Below are 16,956 nucleotides of genomic sequence, written 5' to 3' on the forward strand. Positions count from 1 at the left end.
TGCGGTTATTTCAAGGTTTTTTCGTGAGTTTCGGCAATTTGCCTGGTTGTTTCTTAATAAATAATGTGATCTGGGTGGAGATTTTCCTTGGATAAAAATATGCGCATTCTGATTGTCGACGATTTTTCGACAATGCGGAGAATAGTAAAAAACTTGTTAAAAGATCTCGGTTTTACCAACACGGTAGAAGCAGACGACGGCAAATCCGCACTGCCGATTTTGGAAAAAGGCGGGATCGATTTCCTGATTACTGACTGGAATATGCCCGGTATGACCGGCATAGACCTGCTTAAGGCGGTCAGATCGACGCCGAGTCTGGCCAATCTCCCTGTTTTGATGGTGACCGCCGAAGCCAAACGCGAGCAGATCATCATGGCCGCGCAAGCTGGCGTAAACGGGTATGTGATCAAACCGTTTACGGCTGCGACGTTGAAAGAAAAAATCGAAAAGATTTTCGAACGTATCGACGGCTAACACCAGGAAGCGCGCTATGAATAATGAGCTATTGCAATTGGCCCGGGAACTGGTTTCAGCCTTGGAAAAAGGTGACGAAGCGACTGCCGACCAGATTCTGGATCAGGTTGCCGGCGTCAGAGAGACGCAGTTGTTCCAGGAAGTCGGACGCTTGACTCGGCAATTGCACGACACCATGGTGAGTTTCTCGGTCGATTCGAAGATCACCGAAATGACCGAACACGACATACCGGATGCCAAGGAGCGTTTGCAGTACGTCATTGCGATGACCGAACAGGCCGCTAACCAAACCTTGACGGCGGTGGAAGATTTGCTGCCGGTTTCGGACGAATTAAGTAATCGGGTCAATCAACTGGCGGGGCAATGGAACCGTTTTCTCGATCGGGAAATGCCGTTCGACGAATTCAAGGCCATGAGTGCCGATTTGAGCCAGTATTTCAATCAGTCGCGGCTGGAATTGGACAAAATTCAGGCGGGCTTGAACGATATCTTGATGGCTCAAGGGTTCCAGGACATCACCGGCCAAATCATTCGCCGCGTTATCGATTTGGTGCAGGATCTGGAAAACAGCATGGTCAATCTGATCAAAATTTCCAGCCGTAAAGTCGGGCCAAATACGCAGAAACCGGCCCACGAGAACGAATTGCCGGGGCCGGTGGTGCCAGGTGTCGATGATAGAGAGGGCGATGTTGCGACGAGCCAGGTCGATGTCGATGACTTATTGTCTAGTCTAGGTTTTTGAGGAAAAACGTTATGGCGATCGATCTGGACGATGAAATTTTGCAGGATTTTCTGGTTGAGGCCGGAGAAATTCTGGATTTGCTGGGCGAGCAGCTGGTTGAGTTGGAACAGTCGCCTGGCGATCTGGATTTACTGAATGCGATTTTTCGCGGCTTTCATACGATTAAAGGCGGTGCGGGATTTCTAGCGATTAGCGAATTGGTGGATGTTTGCCACAATGCTGAAGATGTATTTAACGTATTGCGGCAGGGCGATCGCCAAGTTACGCCGGATTTGATGGACGTGATCCTGCAAGTGGTTGATATCGTCAACGAAATGTTCGGCCAGGTCCGATCCGGCAATGCACCCAGACCCGCGGACAAAGGCCTGTTGACCCGTTTGAAGGCTTACGCCGAGCCTGCCGGACCGGGGGAGATGGCGGCAGCCGAAGCGGTAGCCGTTGAAACGCCCGTGGAGCCGGTGCCGCCGATTGTCGCGCAAAGCTCTGCGATGCAGGATTTCGACGCCATGCTGGATCCGGAGGAGTTGTTGGCCGGCGATGAATCGGCAGCCGATTCCGACGAGATTACCGAGCAAGAGTTTGAAAATTTATTGGATGCATTGCACGGTAAAGGCGGCTCGCCCACGGCAAAAACTCAACCCGCCGCCGTATCCGCTCCGGCAGTCGCTGATGACGAAATAACCGAGCAAGAATTCGAAAATTTGCTCGACGAATTGCATGGAAAAGGCAAATTTTCGGGTAGTGTCGAAACGCCGATGGAACCACCTTCAAGCACGCCAACGGCGGATTCCGGTGACATCAGCGAACAGGAGTTCGATCAGATCCTTGATGAATTGCACGGCAAAGGTAAATTCGATGCCGCCAATCTGCAAAATATCGATGTATCCACAGCTCCCGCCGCGCAGCTGCGCAGCGAGGATACGCCGAGCGCAGAGCCGCCGGCTGAGCCGGTTGTTGCCAAGCCAGCCGCTCGTGCCAAACCCGAGCCGGTTGCGGTTACTCCGGTAGCTGCCGACGATGCCGAACGTCCGACCAACAAGGCTACAGCGATGGACCCAGGCCTGGATAAAGCCAAGGCCGCACCGCAAGCCGACACTACCGTGAGGGTCGACACCCAGATCCTGGACGACATCATGAATATGGTCGGGGAATTGGTGTTGGTGCGTAATCGGTTCCAGACCTTAAAGGCCAACGCCGAGGCCGGCGAACAGTTGTCCAAGGCGATATCCAATTTGGACGTGGTGACCGCCGATTTGCAATTGGCGGTGATGAAAACCCGCATGCAGCCGATCAAAAAAGTGTTCGGCCGTTTCCCGCGCGTCGTGCGCGACTTGGCGCGCAGCCTAAGAAAGGAAATTCGCTTGGAGCTGGTCGGGGAAGAAACCGATCTTGACAAAAATCTGGTCGAAGCTTTGGCCGATCCGTTGGTGCATCTGGTCAGGAATGCCGTTGATCACGGTATCGAGTCGCCGGATGAGCGGGAGGCAAAAGGCAAGCCGCGCGAGGGTGTTGTGATCCTGAAAGCCTCGCAGGAAGGCGACCACATTCAGCTGTCGATCAAGGATGACGGTAAAGGCATGAATCCGGATTTATTGCGGGCTAAAGTCGTAGAAAAAGGCCTGATGGACGAAGAATCTGCCGCACGGCTGGACGATAAGGAATGTTACAACCTGATTTTTCTGCCCGGATTTTCCACCAAGAACGAAATTTCCGACGTTTCCGGCCGCGGTGTGGGCATGGACGTCGTAAAAACCCGAATCTCGCAAATGAACGGTGTGGTTGAAATCGATTCGGTCGAAGGCAAGGGCAGCACAATCATTATCAAAGTGCCGCTGACTTTGGCGATTATGCCGACGCTGATGGTGAAACTGCGCGGTCAGGCGTTTGCTTTGCCGCTGGCCAGCGTGTTGGAAATTCTGGATTTGGATCTGAGTAAAACTAACAAGGTGGACGGCCAGTTGGTGGTTATGGTCAGGAACAAGGCCTTGCCTTTGTTCTATCTCAGCGAATGGTTGGTTAAGGATTATTACGCCAGCAGCGAAGTCCAAGCCACTAGCCATGTCGTCGTGGTCAATGCCGGCGGCCGTCATATCGGATTTGTGGTGGATCAGTTAATCGGTCAGGAGGAGGTGGTAATCAAAGCGTTAGGCGCCAAATTACACGGTCTGGAAGGGCTGGCGGGAGCGACTATTACCGGCGACGGTAAAATCGCGCTGATTTTGGATGTGCCGGGCTTGATGAAAAAGTACGCGGTTTGATCTGGCGATATGGCCATTCGGGTATTGGTAGTCGATGATTCCCATTTCATCTGCCACAGAATCACCGAAATTCTGGAAGAAGACCAAGAATTCAAAGTAGTGGGCGTGGCCCACGACGGGCGGCAAGCGGTCGATATGGCGGCAGCGCTGCAACCGGATGTAATTACCATGGATGTGGAAATGCCGGTGATGGACGGTATTTCCGCCGTCAAGCGCATCATGAGTACCCGGCCGGTGCCGATTCTGATGTTTTCGGCTATGACTCAGGTTGGTGCCAAGGCGACGCTGGATGCGCTTAGCGCCGGCGCCATTGATTTTCTACCCAAGCAATTGGAGGACATCGATGCCAACCGGGAAACCGCCCGCTACCTGTTGCGGTACCGGGTCAGAATGGTCGCGGGACAGGGAGTGAAACTGAATTCTGCTAAAACGATCGGTGAGACCGGCATCAGCAGAGACAGCGGTGTCCTGACCGGGACCCGCACTCCGGTTGCCGGCAAAGATTTTGGGTTGGCGGCCAAACCGACGCCAGCCGGACACGGCAAAGTCGATCTGTTGGCCGTCGCCGCTTCGACCGGAGGGCCGGTGGCTATGCAATATGTGTTGAGTCGGATTCCGGCTGACTGCTCGTTGCCGATCCTGCTGGTGCAGCACATGCCGCCCAACTTCACTAAGAGCTTTGCCGAGCGGCTGAACTCGCTATGCAACATCGAAGTCAGAGAGGCTCAGGACGGCGATATGCTACAACCCGGACTGGCGCTGTTAAGTCCCGGCGCCGCACAAATGCAACTCAAACAAACGCCGGGCTCCCGCCAAATAACCTTGCGGCCCAAACAATCCGGCGAAATCTACAGCCCCAGTGTCGATATCACATTTAGCTCGTTGGCCGATAACTTCAATGGCCGGGTGTTAGCTGTGGTGCTGACCGGCATGGGGGCTGACGGCAAACTCGGCGCGATGAAATTGCGCCAGCACGGTGCGCAGATTTGGGCGCAGGACGAAGCCAGCAGCACGATTTACGGCATGCCGAAAGCGATTGCCGAAGCCGGGCTGGCCGATCATGTTTATTCGCTGGACGAGATTGCGAACCAATTTAACAAATTGCACTGATGGATATTCTTAGCGTTCTGGGGGTTTTGATCGGGTTTGCCGCGATAATCGGCGGCAATCTGATGGGCGGCGGCGAGATCGGTGCCCTGGTCAATTTTCACGCTTTCGTCATCGTGGTGGGCGGGACTTTGGGGGCGACCTTGCTGCAATTTCCGCCCAAGGTGTTTCTGCGCAGCATGCGCATTTTGGCTTGGATTTTTATGCCGCAAAATCTGCAGTTGAAAAAACAGATCGATAAGATCGTGCGTTGGAGCACGCTGGCCAGAAAAGAGGGCTTGCTCGGTTTGGAAGCCGTCATCGATAGCGAAAAAGACACCTTCGCCAAAAAAGGCCTGCAACTTTTGGTAGACGGCAACGAGCCGGAGGTGATTCGCGATTGTTTGGAAGTGGAGTTGACGACCAAGGAGCACTTGGATAACCAGGCCGCACGCGTATTCGAGGCCATGGGCGGCTACGCGCCGACTATCGGCATTATCGGCGCGGTAATCGGCTTGATACACGTGATGCAGAATTTGGCCAAACCCGAGTTATTGGGCAGCGGCATCGCCACCGCATTTGTGGCGACGATATACGGCGTCGGCCTAGCCAATTTGCTGTTCATTCCGATCTCCAATAAGCTGAAAAGTCTGATTTTCGAGGTCTCCCAAGCGCGAGAGATGGTGATCGAGGGGATTTCTTCGATCGCCGAAGGCGAAAATCCGCGCAATATCGAGTTGAAATTGTCCGGGTTTTTGATCGAGAAGTAAGGAATTGGACATGAGCCGGCGCAAACGCGTTAAATCTTCGTTACCGACCGACAACCATGACCGCTGGATGGTGTCGTACGCCGATTTTGTCACCTTGTTGTTTGCGTTTTTCGTCGTGATGTATTCGATTTCGTCGGTCAACAAAGGCAAATACGAGACATTTTCCGAATCGTTGGATCAGGCATTATTTCACAACGATAAAGTGGAGAAGGAAGCGGAGCCGATCCAAATCGGCACCATTCCCACCGCGATCCAGCCGATCGAGCTGCCAAATCTGGCTACCGCAGAAGAGCGCGAACTCAGCGAAGAAATATTGCAGGAAAAGCAGCGGTTGAGCGAGGTTTCCGAACAATTTCAGGGGGCTTTGCAGCCTTACGTCGAGAGCAAACTGGTTGGTATTAAAAAGCACGATTTTTGGGTCGAGCTGGAGATGAATAGCGAATTGCTCTTCGCCAGCGGTAAGGCTGAATTATCGAGTAAAGCCCTTCCGGTGCTGGCCAAGGTGGCGGAAGTGGTCCGCGACGTGCCAAATGTCATAAACGTTGAGGGGTACACCGACAATGTGCCGATTTCCAGCGGAATATATCCGTCTAATTGGGACCTGTCCTCGGCGCGCGCCACCAGTGTGGTTAAGGAGTTGGTGAAAAATAATATCCCGGCCACGCGTTTATCGGCGGTCGGCTATGGAGAATTCCATCCTATTGCCGATAACAAAGATGAAGACGGGCGGTTCAAGAATCGTCGGGTGGTGTTGGTTTTGATGTCGCAAGCCTTTGCCCGTTATGGCATGTCGGACGACGAGCGAGCCAGAGCATTGAATTTGGCGCCGCAGTCGGACTCGTCAACGCCAACGCCCGAGCCCATTATCGAAAGCGCACCGGCGGCACCGGTACCACAATTATGAAGATCTGGTCTGTTTCCAATCAAAAAGGCGGCGTCGGCAAAACGACTACCGTGGTGACGCTGGGAGGCTTGCTATCCTCCTGGGGGTTCCGGACTTTACTGGTGGATTTAGACCCGCACGGCTCCTTGAGCAGTTATTTTGGGATCAACCCCGAAGAAGTCGAGTTGGGCGTTTACAATCTGTTTCTCGATGCCAGCGAAAAGAAGAAGAATATCGATCCCCAGGTGTATGTCGCCAAGACCCGCTTCGACGGTATCGACGTGTTGCCGGCCGCTACGGCGATCGCGACATTGGATCGGCAGGTAGCGGCGATCGGCGGAATGGGCTTGGTCGTTTCGACCGCACTACACAAAATGGACGACCGCTACGATTACGTGATTATCGACAGCCCGCCGATGTTGGGTGTGCTGATGATCAACGCCTTGGCGGCTTGCGACCATCTGGTGATTCCGGTGTTGGCCGAATTTTTGGCGCTTAAAGGTTTGGATCGGATGGTGCATACCATCAAAATGGTGTTTCACTCGCGTAAAACTCCGCCCAAGTTCACCATCGTGCCGACCATGTTCGATAAGCGGACCAAGGCCGCCCGCGATAGCTTGGCAGCGTTGTACCAGCAATATCCGGAAAATGCTTGGCGGTCGGTGATCCCAGTGGACACCAAGGTCAGGGATGCCAGCCAAGCGGGGGCGCCGCTGCCGCTGTTGGATAAAAATGCGCGGGCAGCCGAAGCCTATACCGAATTGTTGGAATTGTTATTGCTTGAGAAAAGTGGAGACAAAACCTTGGCGCCGCGTTCATGAAGCAAAAATCTCCTCCCAGTATCGTCAAACAGCAACTTGCGCTTGACGTATATCTGCAGACCCTACTCGACGACGTACCCGATGCGGACGCAAATTTTGAGCTTGAGGCGCTAGCTAAGCCCGCAGAAAAACCGGTAATCGTTGCAACGCCGTCTTCCAAACCACTTGCCGGGGTGACGCTGCCGCAGCCGGTGGTGCGGCCATTGGAAAAAGTGGTTCCGACGCGAAAGGTTCGACCTAGAACCACGCTTGTCGCCACTGAAAATCCGGCTAAACTTCAAGCGTTGTCGGTAATGCCGGATTGGTCGCAGTACGAGTTTCAAGCGTTGTTTTTCAAAGTCGACCAGCTGATATTGGCTACTCCACTGGTTGAATTGGCTCGAACGATCAAAATCGATCGCAGGCCCAGCCAAATTCCCGGCCAGCCTTCCTGGTTCCTGGGGTTGGTCGACGAACACGACAGCCGGATCGGCGTGTTGGATACCAGCCAGTTAATCTTCGGTAAAAGCCGCGCCAGGATGCGAAATTTCGAAGATTCTCCCGCTAGCCGCATCTTGATTACGCAGGACAAGAGATGGGGTTTGATCTGCGACGAAATATTGTCTATCGGTAGAGTCAAGCCGGACGGTGTTCGTTGGCGCACGGCCAGGCAAAAAAAGCCGTGGTTAATCGGTACGGTAATAGACGAACTGACAGCAATTGTCGATGTTAAACAATTGGTGCCACATCGAAAATAATTTAACTGCCTTTGGATGAACAAGATGAGTGAAGATAGAAAACAAGGCGATCCAGTGATGCAATGGGTGACTTTTTGTCTGGGCGATGAAAAGTACGGTATCAATGTGATGCAGGTTCAGGAGGTATTGCGGATTACCGAGATTGCGCCGGTACCGGGTGCTCCTTCCTACGTTCTGGGAATTATCAATTTGCGCGGCAACGTGGTTACCGTGATCGATACCCGCAACCGGTTCGGTTTGCCGTCGAAAGAGACTGACGATGCCTCCCGGGTGGTGATTATCGAAACTGATCGGCATATTATCGGTATCTTGGTGGACAGCGTGGCCGAAGTGGTAGAGATGCGCGCATCGGAAATCGAAACCGCCCCTAACGTCGGTAACGAAGAAAGCTCAAAGTATATTCAAGGCGTGACTAGTCGCGATAACCAGCTGTTGATCTTGGTGGATTTGAACAAATTCCTCAGTGACGACGAGAAGGCTGAGTTGGATATGTTTTAGTAGGAAGCTACCGGCTGAATAGGGTGGGAGGGCTTTATGACAGAGATCGCGCCGATAACAGCTTATCCGCCGGTAACTGCGCCCTTGAAAGTGGAACGAGAGCCGCGCGACAAGCGTAACCCGGATAAACGGCCGCCGCGCGCAAAGGCAGAGCGCGGCCAAAACGATGCGAACCAAGGTCCCGCCGAGCACATAGACGAAATAGTGTAATGACCGATTACTTAGTTTGGGGTTTGGCGGCAAGCGTGTTGGTTACCTTGGCCGTGTTACTGCGCCTGATCGGTAACCAAAAACGGCTGGAGCAGGAGCTCAAGCTTTTGCAAGAGCGTTTGCGGCGCAGCAACGAGGATCTGGCGGGGTTGTGTTCGGCTGCCGTCGCGGTAGACCGTAGGTTGGCGGCCAACGACAATCGGCTTGACACGATTGCGGATCGAGTGAACAGACCGGCTCCTGCTGCGCCGTATCAGCACCATTCCGTCCAGGATGAGCCTGCTTCAGCTCAAGGGTACGAAGATGTCATCCAAAAAATTCGCCGTGGGGCCGAGATAGACGAATTAGTCAGAGATTGCGGCCTGACCCGAGATGAGGCTTTGTTGTTGATGCGCCTGCACGGTGGTAGTAAGCGTTAACGGCTATCGTTTATTTCTTCCAAATGTTGCCTGACGCCGCGTTCGGCAAGAATGATTCGCGGATCGGCAACTCGTTCCAACAGCCGCCGATAATTTTGGTCGTGCTGGCTTCTGTCGTTGTAGGGATGCCAAAGGTGTAGCACCGGCACGGCAAAGCGGCCCTCCTTGCGTTTGCAGCCGAAGTGAATCAAGCGAATCACCAAATCGGAATCTTCATATCCCCACCCTTCGAACTTTTCATCGAAACCGTTAACGGCCAGAAAATCGGATTTCCACAACGCAAGGTTGCAGGTCATGGCTTTTTCCCAACCGTATGGATTGAGGTAACGCCAAGCGTGCAACGGTAGGTTGATCAAGGGTAGCAAGCGGTTTAGTTGCCGTTTGAGCCATAAGCCGATGAAAAAGACCAATGGCTTGATGTGTAACGCCGCGTTGCCGTTCAAGGCATCTTCGGTACCCTGGGCGTTGATGAGCAATCGGTTGCCGGGCACGAAATACCCGGTTTCGGCCAGCAGCCGGTGTCGTGCGATAAAACTCGGAAAGGCGATGCAATCGCCGTCCATAAATATTAGATAGTCACCGTTGGCATTAGCCGCCGCCTTATTGCGAATGGTGCCGGCGCGGAAGCCCTTGTCTTCATGCCAGATGTGGCGGATCGGTATCGGGCTGGCCTTACCTTCCCGCTCGATTAGCTGGCGGGTGGCTTCGCCAGACCCATCATCCGCGACTAGGACTTCGAAATTTCTATCCAATTGGTCTTGCAGGCTGCGCAAACAAGCAAGCAAAGCAGGAGGCCGGTTGTAGGTGGTGACGATGACGGAAATCAATTGCGGGGCTTGCGACATGGCTTGGTTTATCGCTCGTCAGGCGTCCAATTCATTGTCGCGGTAGCTGCTTTTGCGTAGCGGTAAAAGGTGCCCTCGAAATTGCCCAGTGCCAAGACGAATCCGGCCCAGCCGTCGAGAAAGCCGAGTTTTAAGACGTAAATTCGAAAGAACGCCCATAAGCCGTGCAACAGAGCCGTCGTCATAGTCGGGTGTTTACCCGCACGTTCCAATTTGCGTGCCCCTAGTGTCGAATAGCGCTGCATCTTGTGTATTAGTTGTTCCAGATTCAGAAACGGCACCTGGATGATCGCCGAATTGAAATAGCCAATTTTGCCGTTTACCGTGAAGCCTTCGTGAACTTCGGCATGATCGTCGAAAACCATGGCTTGCTTGCGGAATAACTGCGGTTGCCGATAATCCGGATACCAGCCGCAATGCTCGATCCAGCGGCCCATGAACCAGTTGCGGCGCGGTACATAGTAAGCATCGGCCTCGGGAGCGGATAACAGGCGCTCGATTTCGGCCCTTGCCTCCGACGTGCAGCGTTCGTCGGCGTCCAGGCTGAACACCCAGTCGTGGCTGCAGGCGGCAATTGCGTCGTTACGCAACTTACCGAAGGTTGTGAACGGGATTTGTTGCACGGTCGCACCCAAGTCGGCGGCTATTGTCGCAGTGCTGTCGGTGCTGTTCGAGTCAAGCACCAGCACTTCGTCCGCCCACAGCACGCTCTGCACCGCGGCGGCGATTTTGTCGGCCTCGTTATAGGCGATGATGTAGACGCTCAGTTTCGAACGAGGCCCGGTTTGAACGTGATTGGCGGATGTTTCTGTCATAACGTGGCCGTAAAAATCTATTGATGGTGCTTTGAGCTAAGGTCTAAGGCTTGGTAGCGCATGTTGGTCAATGCCACGCTATTGCCAGTTAAAGTCGCCGTTGAGCCGAATGCCATGCATGGTCATGCCGAATTGCGCCAGTTCGCTGTCACGCCATTGATTGGCTTGGCGGATACGGGCCATTTTCTTTAATTTCCGTTCCAGCCAGCTTTGCTGCAGCAGACGGTAATTGTAGCGGTTGCCCAAGCCTTGTTTGTCGGATAAGCCCCGTTCCTGCTTCATCGCGGTTTGGGTTACCGACCCGTAATGGTGTAGCCAGGATGCGCCGGTGATCGCACAAGCAATGCCGGCTTTCTCGGCCTCGTGGAAAAACAGCGTATCTTCGTAGCCGAGTAATTTGGGTACCGGTTGAAAATAGCCGATTTCGCGCCAGACTGAAGCGTGGATTGCCAAACAGACGGCATGTTTTCCGCTCAGACGTAGCGCATTGATCATTTTTAGCGAGGCATGGCCGGCAAACTCGTCGAAGTCGTAATCCAGCTTGCCTTCCACCAATGCCGGTGAAATGATTTTCAGCCGATTTTGCTCGGCGGTTTCGATCAGGTTTTCCAGCCAATTGGCGCTGACCAGCACATCGTTATTCATCACTACGGTCCATTCCGCCTGGAGCGCCAGGGCGCCCTGGTTCCAGGCCACACCGCAGCCGAGGTTGGATTTGTTCAGGATCAATCCGCCGAGATCCAGTGTGCTCAGATAATCGCACGTGCCGTCGCTGGACCCGTTATCCACGATCACCAAGCGTTTTAGATCCAAGCCGTGTCTGACCATGCTGTCGATGCATTGGCGTGTATAGTCGATTTGGTTGTAACAGGCGAAAGTGATGGCGTATTTATCGGGTTTCATGCGTTCGAATGATAGGGAGCAGGCAAATGTTAATCGCGCGGGGTTTGGGTTTGGGCCGATATGATTTGCGCCGAAATTCCGGCGATGATCAGGCCGTAAAAGGAACTGGTGTATTTAAAGGTCAGCACTTCGCTGCTGATACTACATAAAATCAGGCTGCCGACGTACGCCAGGCCTAAGTGGCTGGCAAATTTTGACTTTTCCATGTATCTGTTTCGCCAGAAAATTGTAAGAGGAACCAAGAATAAACCCACTACGGAAATCCCGCCCATCACTCCCGAGCGCACTAAATTTGCCAGTAGTTCGTTATGTGGACCGTTATAAAGCATGGTCTCGGTCGCTTCGTTGCTGGCAAACGCTCCTATCCAAGGCGCATGGAGATACGCTTGAAAATTGTGGTCGCCATATCCTTTTAAGGGGTTATGTTTGAAGAGCTCCCAGGTTATTTGCCACATCGTCAGTCGCAAGCCGGTTGAGGTTTCGGTGTTACTGCCGTTGAGCCAGGAGCTCAGTTCGTAAATGCCGCTGAATATTCTGTCGAGAGTATAAGGCTTTAATAAACAAATAACGGCGAACCCGGTAACGGTCAGAAACCCCAGATAACACAGAGTTTTACGCGGTAAATTGTTCCGGTTTAAAACCACCCATAAAACCAGTAAAGGCGGTATTGCAATCCAGCTGCCGCGTGTGCCGGAACCCAGAAGCAGATAAATGCCGGCCAGGGCTCCGGCAATTTGGTACACCAAGAGTTTGAGGCTAAGTTTATCGGCTTGGGTTTCTATGCTGAACAAACAAAAGGCTGTCAAAACCAAGGTATAGGTACCGAATTCGGTGGGGTCTACAGCCGGCGTGGCGAATCTGCCGATCCAGCGTTCCAATACCTCCGGGTGAGAATAAACGACCGGAATCAAAATGAACAATGCGATTGGCGCTGAAAGAGTAACGATTTTGGAAAAGTTAAGTTTTATATGTAAAAAATAGAACAATACCGGAATGCAAAGCAATATCCGGAACGGGCCGTCGTAGGGTTTAAGTGCCCATTCTTGTCTTAATGTTTGGCTGATGAATATTGCCAGCATCGGTAATGTCATAACGACAACGAACGGCAATATCGAGTTTATATGTTTTTCGCTGCTGGCGCCGTTCCATGCCTTCTTAAAAAAAACAAGCGCAGGGATTAACAATAGGAAAACTGTAATATTGGTCCAGCTTCGGACCGATAAATAAGCAATGATGCTGCTGGCGGTTAATACGATAACCGGCCAATCAAACCAAGATAGCATGGGATTTTCGATAAACTGGTTGCGAGTTATATCGATTTTTCGCATTGGTTTTTGCATTACGCTGTATATATTATCCAAGACCTGGCCTTTTGTTATTGTTCTGCTGAGTCAGAATTTGGTGAATTTGGTTCGGTGTGGCCCATACTTATAGTACTAAACTCGGTATCCGCAATATCGGGCCGGCTGGAAGGTTATTTTTGTTTCTCTAAAAAATAGTCGGCTATTTGCTTTCGAAAAATATTGGGTTCGCTTTTTAAGTATGCGCGATAGCTGTCGAAGTTGCGGTTATGAGTTGTAAAATCGGCCAATATGTCTGCGGCCAATTTTGAAAATTCCGCCACGAATCCGGCTTCAGAGCTATCCAATTTATAGCGCCTGGGGATTGGCAGGTCGACATCGTTACCGGCCGATCCTAGGACGCCGGTGATCAGGCAGCAGCCGTGCATAGCCGCTTCCCTCGGCATCCGGTCTCGGCCCGGATGGTGACCGAAGTCGATGTAGAGTTTCGCCGCATACAACTGTTGCGACAATTGCTCGCGGTCAAGTCCTTTGAGCGGGACGAATTGCCATTGCGGATTCGCCGCAATCAATTTATCCGTTACCTTCTTACCTTTATTCGGGTTGTACAGGATGATGTCCCGTTTGGTGCTGGTGTACGCCAGATGGTTATCGTTCAAAAAATCTTCGTTGATGGAGTCGATCAACGGTATCGGTTCGATGCCGCACTGATAGAGATATTCGGTTGCGTGTTGGGTCTGCGAGAAATGGATCATATGCTTCAAGGATTTTGCCCCCCTTAGTGGCCGTCGTCCTTGAAATACGCGTTTTATATAACGCACCTTATCGTGTAGTGGCCAGATATGGCGCCGTTCCAGAAAGTTTTCCAGCGACAACCACCAGATTGCCGCTTTGGCATGGCGTACTTTATCGGCTAATTGCGGATAAACCTCCGGAAAAATAATCAGGTTGCCGGCCGCATCTTCGTAATTCGCTACCGGGGCCGTATATCGCAGGTAGGGCTCCGGTGTGCTTGCCGCCTGATCGAACGGCAAATAAGTAATGTACGCCGGCAAGCCAAGCCGGTTCATGTGATCGACCAACTGGTGTAAAGCTTCAGGTCCGCCGGTCACGGCACCTGCCGGGCATACGACTAATATTTTATTAAATCTGGTCACTGTGATTATCTGTAGGGTCGATTGTTGCAATCAAACTTTACATGGTTGTGAATAAAGTTTATCCGATTGGTACGGTAAATGGAGGCCAAACGGCAACGCCTGGCATCTTATATGCTTGGGCGGTTTTGCCTCAAAACCCCGGCAACGGTGTCGATGACTTTATCTGCCGGCAGCCGGTCCAGGCATTCGCTGTGGCTATTGCGGTGGCGGTCGCACCCCTCCAGTTGGCATGGGACGCAGTTGCGCTCGGAAAATCCCTGCAACAAGTAAACGTTAGCGATGCGTTTGCTGCCAACCTTGGCAAACGGGCTGTTGTGGTCGGCGTAGCCGTAAGGCCACGGAGCCCATTTTTTCGGATCGGTCGGGCCGTATAGAGCGATGGTTTGGGTGCCGGTGGCGGCAGCGAGATGGGTGATACCGGTATCCGGCCCGATAAACAGCGCTGCTTGCGCGATCAATTCCGCCAACTGAGCCAGGGACAGTTGGCCGGCCATATTGGTTACAGGGAAGGCCAAGTGTTGTTGCAGTTCACGCAAGCTTTCCAATTCGGCCGGTTGTCTGCTACCGGTCAGTACCACTTGGTAGCCTGACCGATTCAAAAATTCCATTAGGCTAAGCCAACCGTCGCGGTGCCACTGCTTGTAGCGCCATTGCGGCATGGTGTGCAGTACGACGTAAGGTTTTGTTGGCGGATGCGGCATTGGCTTTGAACTGCGCGGCGGGGTTAACCGGTAGCTGGGTTCGATGTTCAACACCCTGCAGAAGCGCAGGTTTTCCAATACGGCATGATCGTAATCGGCGCCGAATACCAGCGTTCGGTCCAGCAACAGATTTTTCCACCAAGCTTTACCTGCTTCGTCCGGCACAAAACCGAGCGCCGTCTTGCCCGCGGCACGCGCGATCAAGGTCGGGCGGTCGCCGGCTTGGGTGGAGATCGCCAAATCATAGTTGCGGCGGACGCTGAACAGCAGTTTTACGAATTGGCCCAGGCTAGGTTTGCTCGGCAGTCGGATCAATTGGCGGATATCCGGGTTGCCTTCCAGCATGCCGGCGTTGGCGGCGGGCAGCAATACGTCGATTTCGGCATCCGTATAGGCTTGTTTCAAAGCGCCAATCAGCGGGGTAACCAGTAAAGTGTCGCCCAAGTAACGCAAGGTTATTACTAAAATGCGTTTCGGATGTATATTGAGCGGCTTTTGGTTTGGCATTGAGCGCTGGTTGATCGACATAAGCGCACATTTTAAAGGTAAATATATTGGACACGTTACAAAATTCGCAACGCACGATGACCGATAGCCAGGTTTACCGGCGCTTGCTGAAGTTCGTGCTGCCCTACTGGCGCTTGTTTTTGCTGGTGGCAGTTGGCTTTGCGATTTATGCCGGTACCGAGCCGGCTGTGGTGATGATCATTCAACGCATCATAGACAGCTTCGGTGCTCCGGACCGTTCGAGCATCCAATATTTGCCGCTGGCGTTTGTGGTGCTGTTTCTGGTACGCGGCATCGGCTCTTTTTTGGGGAACTACTATCTAGCAAGGATCTCCGGCAATCTGATTCATAAATTGCGCTGCGAAATCTTCAACCAATATACGCGCCTGTCGGTCCAGTATTTCGATAGCCACAACAGCGGCTATATGATTTCGCGGATCACCAATAACATCGGCGAAGTGACCAGAGCGACGTCCGATTCGATCCGTTCCTTCGTGCGGGAGGGCTTTACCGCGCTGGGACTGCTGGCTTATCTGGCTTATACCAATTGGCAATTGTCGCTGGTGTTCCTGGCGCTGGCGCCGGTGGTGGCGACGATGGTGCGCTATGTAGGTAAACGCTTAAAACGTTTGAGCCGCAATATGCAAGATACCGTCGGCGACTTGACCCAAATAACCTCGGAAACCGTGGCCGGTAACCGCATCGTCAAAAGCTTTGTCGGCGAGCCTTACGAGCGGCAGCGCTTTAAAGCCGCGAGTCTGGAAAACCGGGCCCAGCACCGCAAGTTGATGATGACGATTTCGCTGAACAATCCGTTGATGCAATTGGTGATTTCCTTTGCCTTGGCCGGCATGATGTATCTGGCCTTGATCATGATGAAGTCATCCAGCCCTGGTGAGTTCGTTGGTTTCTTTACTGCAGCCTTTTTGTTGCCTAAACCGATCCGCCAATTGAGTGACGCCAATTCCGAAATCCTGCGCGGCATCGCCGCCGCCGAGTCGTTGTTCGAGGTGCTGGACGAGCCGGCGGAGATTGATGAGGGCGATGTAGAGATTGATCGCTGCCAAGGTCGAATCGAATTTCGGAATTTAAGTTTTCGTTATCCCGGCAGCGACACGCCCGCTCTGAATGGCATCGATCTGACCATTGAGCCCGGACAGACCGTGGCCTTGGTGGGTGCTTCCGGCGGCGGTAAAAGCACGTTGATCAATCTGTTGCCGCGTTTTTACGATTATGCGGAAGGCGAAATTCTGATCGACGGCGTCGAACTGAAGCGGTATCGGTTGGACAGCCTGCGTCGGCAAATCGCGCTGGTGACTCAGAACGTCACGTTGTTTAATGCCTCTGTTGCCAACAACATAGCCTATGGCGGTCTGCAGGGTGCTGACCGGCAGAAAGTCGAACAGGCGGCGATCGACGCTTATGCGATGGATTTCATTGCCCGCATGCCGCAGGGCCTGGATACCGAGATCGGCGAGAACGGCGTGAAATTGTCCGGCGGCCAGCGCCAGCGTCTGGCACTCGCCCGCGCTTTGTTGAAGGATGCGCCGATTCTGATTCTGGACGAAGCCACCTCGGCGCTGGATACCGAATCGGAACGCTATATTCAAGCGGCATTAAATCGGGTGATGCAAGGCCGGACGACCTTAGTGGTAGCGCACCGTCTGTCGACTATCGAAAATGCCGATGTGATATTGGTGATGGATAAGGGGCGAATCGTCGAACAAGGCTCCCATCGGGATTTGCTGGCGAGGGAGGACGGCGCCTATGCGAAATTGCACAAGATGCAATTTCAGGATGTGACCTCCTCCGGCGCCGCCGAAACCTGA

Annotated in this window: 17 protein-coding genes; 11 read left to right on the forward strand and 6 right to left on the reverse strand. The window is 53.0% G+C overall.

Annotation, left to right across the window (positions count from 1 at the left end; translation table 11 throughout):
* The first annotated feature begins 99 nt into the window (after positions 1-99).
* From AC0IM9_RS18570 to AC0IM9_RS18615, 10 genes are all read left to right on the forward strand, one after another.
* Positions 100-474: a chemotaxis response regulator CheY gene (locus AC0IM9_RS18570; RefSeq protein WP_445372419.1), complete on the forward strand. Its 375-nt coding sequence runs from the start codon at positions 100-102 to the stop codon at positions 472-474.
* A gap of 16 nt (positions 475-490) precedes the next feature.
* Entirely contained in the window at positions 491-1,216 is a 726-nt protein-coding gene (locus AC0IM9_RS18575; protein ID WP_140913626.1) for a protein phosphatase CheZ, read from the forward strand.
* 11 nt (positions 1,217-1,227) lie between these two features.
* On the forward strand, positions 1,228-3,474 hold the full coding sequence (locus AC0IM9_RS18580) for a chemotaxis protein CheW (protein WP_482804974.1): 2,247 nt from the start codon (positions 1,228-1,230) through the stop codon (positions 3,472-3,474).
* A gap of 9 nt (positions 3,475-3,483) precedes the next feature.
* Positions 3,484-4,584 carry a protein-glutamate methylesterase/protein-glutamine glutaminase gene (locus AC0IM9_RS18585; protein WP_482804975.1) on the forward strand — a complete coding sequence of 367 codons (1,101 nt, stop codon included), beginning with the start codon at positions 3,484-3,486 and terminating at the stop codon, positions 4,582-4,584.
* Positions 4,584-5,330, forward strand: coding sequence for a flagellar motor protein (locus tag AC0IM9_RS18590; protein WP_140913629.1), 747 nt, complete (start codon positions 4,584-4,586; stop codon positions 5,328-5,330). The genes AC0IM9_RS18585 and AC0IM9_RS18590 overlap by 1 nt, the downstream gene beginning before the upstream one ends.
* A 10-nt stretch (positions 5,331-5,340) precedes the next feature.
* Positions 5,341-6,234, forward strand: coding sequence for a flagellar motor protein MotD (gene motD / locus AC0IM9_RS18595; RefSeq protein WP_482804976.1), 894 nt, complete (start codon positions 5,341-5,343; stop codon positions 6,232-6,234).
* Positions 6,231-7,034 (forward strand): ParA family protein, encoded by an 804-nt coding sequence (locus tag AC0IM9_RS18600; RefSeq protein WP_445372424.1) that lies wholly within the window; start codon positions 6,231-6,233, stop codon positions 7,032-7,034. The genes motD and AC0IM9_RS18600 overlap by 4 nt, the downstream gene beginning before the upstream one ends.
* A complete protein-coding gene (locus tag AC0IM9_RS18605; protein ID WP_482804977.1) occupies positions 7,031-7,771 on the forward strand; it encodes a chemotaxis protein CheW in 741 nt (246 codons plus the stop codon). The genes AC0IM9_RS18600 and AC0IM9_RS18605 overlap by 4 nt, the downstream gene beginning before the upstream one ends.
* 24 nt (positions 7,772-7,795) lie before the next feature.
* Positions 7,796-8,269: a chemotaxis protein CheW gene (locus AC0IM9_RS18610; protein WP_054760137.1), complete on the forward strand. Its 474-nt coding sequence runs from the start codon at positions 7,796-7,798 to the stop codon at positions 8,267-8,269.
* Between the two features lie 209 nt (positions 8,270-8,478).
* Positions 8,479-8,898: a DUF2802 domain-containing protein gene (locus tag AC0IM9_RS18615; protein ID WP_482804978.1), complete on the forward strand. Its 420-nt coding sequence runs from the start codon at positions 8,479-8,481 to the stop codon at positions 8,896-8,898.
* Here the strand turns inward: AC0IM9_RS18615 and AC0IM9_RS18620 are convergent.
* The 6 genes from AC0IM9_RS18620 to AC0IM9_RS18645 all read right to left on the reverse strand — a co-directional run bounded on the left by AC0IM9_RS18620 (position 8,895) and on the right by AC0IM9_RS18645 (position 15,127).
* Positions 8,895-9,743: a glycosyltransferase family 2 protein gene (locus AC0IM9_RS18620; RefSeq protein WP_140913635.1), complete on the reverse strand. Its 849-nt coding sequence runs from the start codon at positions 9,741-9,743 to the stop codon at positions 8,895-8,897. The two genes, AC0IM9_RS18615 and AC0IM9_RS18620, sit on opposite strands and share 4 nt — an antisense overlap.
* 8 nt (positions 9,744-9,751) lie before the next feature.
* The gene (locus tag AC0IM9_RS18625; RefSeq protein WP_482804979.1) at positions 9,752-10,558 is read right to left on the reverse strand and encodes a glycosyltransferase family 2 protein; all 807 of its coding nucleotides are present in this window, start codon (positions 10,556-10,558) and stop codon (positions 9,752-9,754) included.
* A 78-nt stretch (positions 10,559-10,636) separates the two neighbouring features.
* Positions 10,637-11,461 carry a glycosyltransferase family 2 protein gene (locus tag AC0IM9_RS18630; RefSeq protein WP_482804980.1) on the reverse strand — a complete coding sequence of 275 codons (825 nt, stop codon included), beginning with the start codon at positions 11,459-11,461 and terminating at the stop codon, positions 10,637-10,639.
* 29 nt (positions 11,462-11,490) lie between these two features.
* On the reverse strand, positions 11,491-12,789 hold the full coding sequence (locus AC0IM9_RS18635) for an O-antigen ligase family protein (protein WP_482804981.1): 1,299 nt from the start codon (positions 12,787-12,789) through the stop codon (positions 11,491-11,493).
* A gap of 146 nt (positions 12,790-12,935) precedes the next feature.
* Positions 12,936-13,874 (reverse strand): hypothetical protein, encoded by a 939-nt coding sequence (locus AC0IM9_RS18640; protein ID WP_482804982.1) that lies wholly within the window; start codon positions 13,872-13,874, stop codon positions 12,936-12,938.
* A gap of 152 nt (positions 13,875-14,026) precedes the next feature.
* Positions 14,027-15,127, reverse strand: a complete 1,101-nt coding sequence (locus AC0IM9_RS18645) for a glycosyltransferase family 9 protein (RefSeq protein WP_482804983.1) — start codon at positions 15,125-15,127, stop codon at positions 14,027-14,029.
* A 77-nt stretch (positions 15,128-15,204) separates the two neighbouring features.
* On the opposite strand from AC0IM9_RS18645, the gene msbA reads away from it, so the two are divergent.
* Positions 15,205-16,956: a lipid A export permease/ATP-binding protein MsbA gene (gene msbA / locus AC0IM9_RS18650; RefSeq protein WP_482805008.1), complete on the forward strand. Its 1,752-nt coding sequence runs from the start codon at positions 15,205-15,207 to the stop codon at positions 16,954-16,956.

The sequence above is a fragment of the Methylomonas sp. Uni0011 genome (assembly GCF_056850255.1).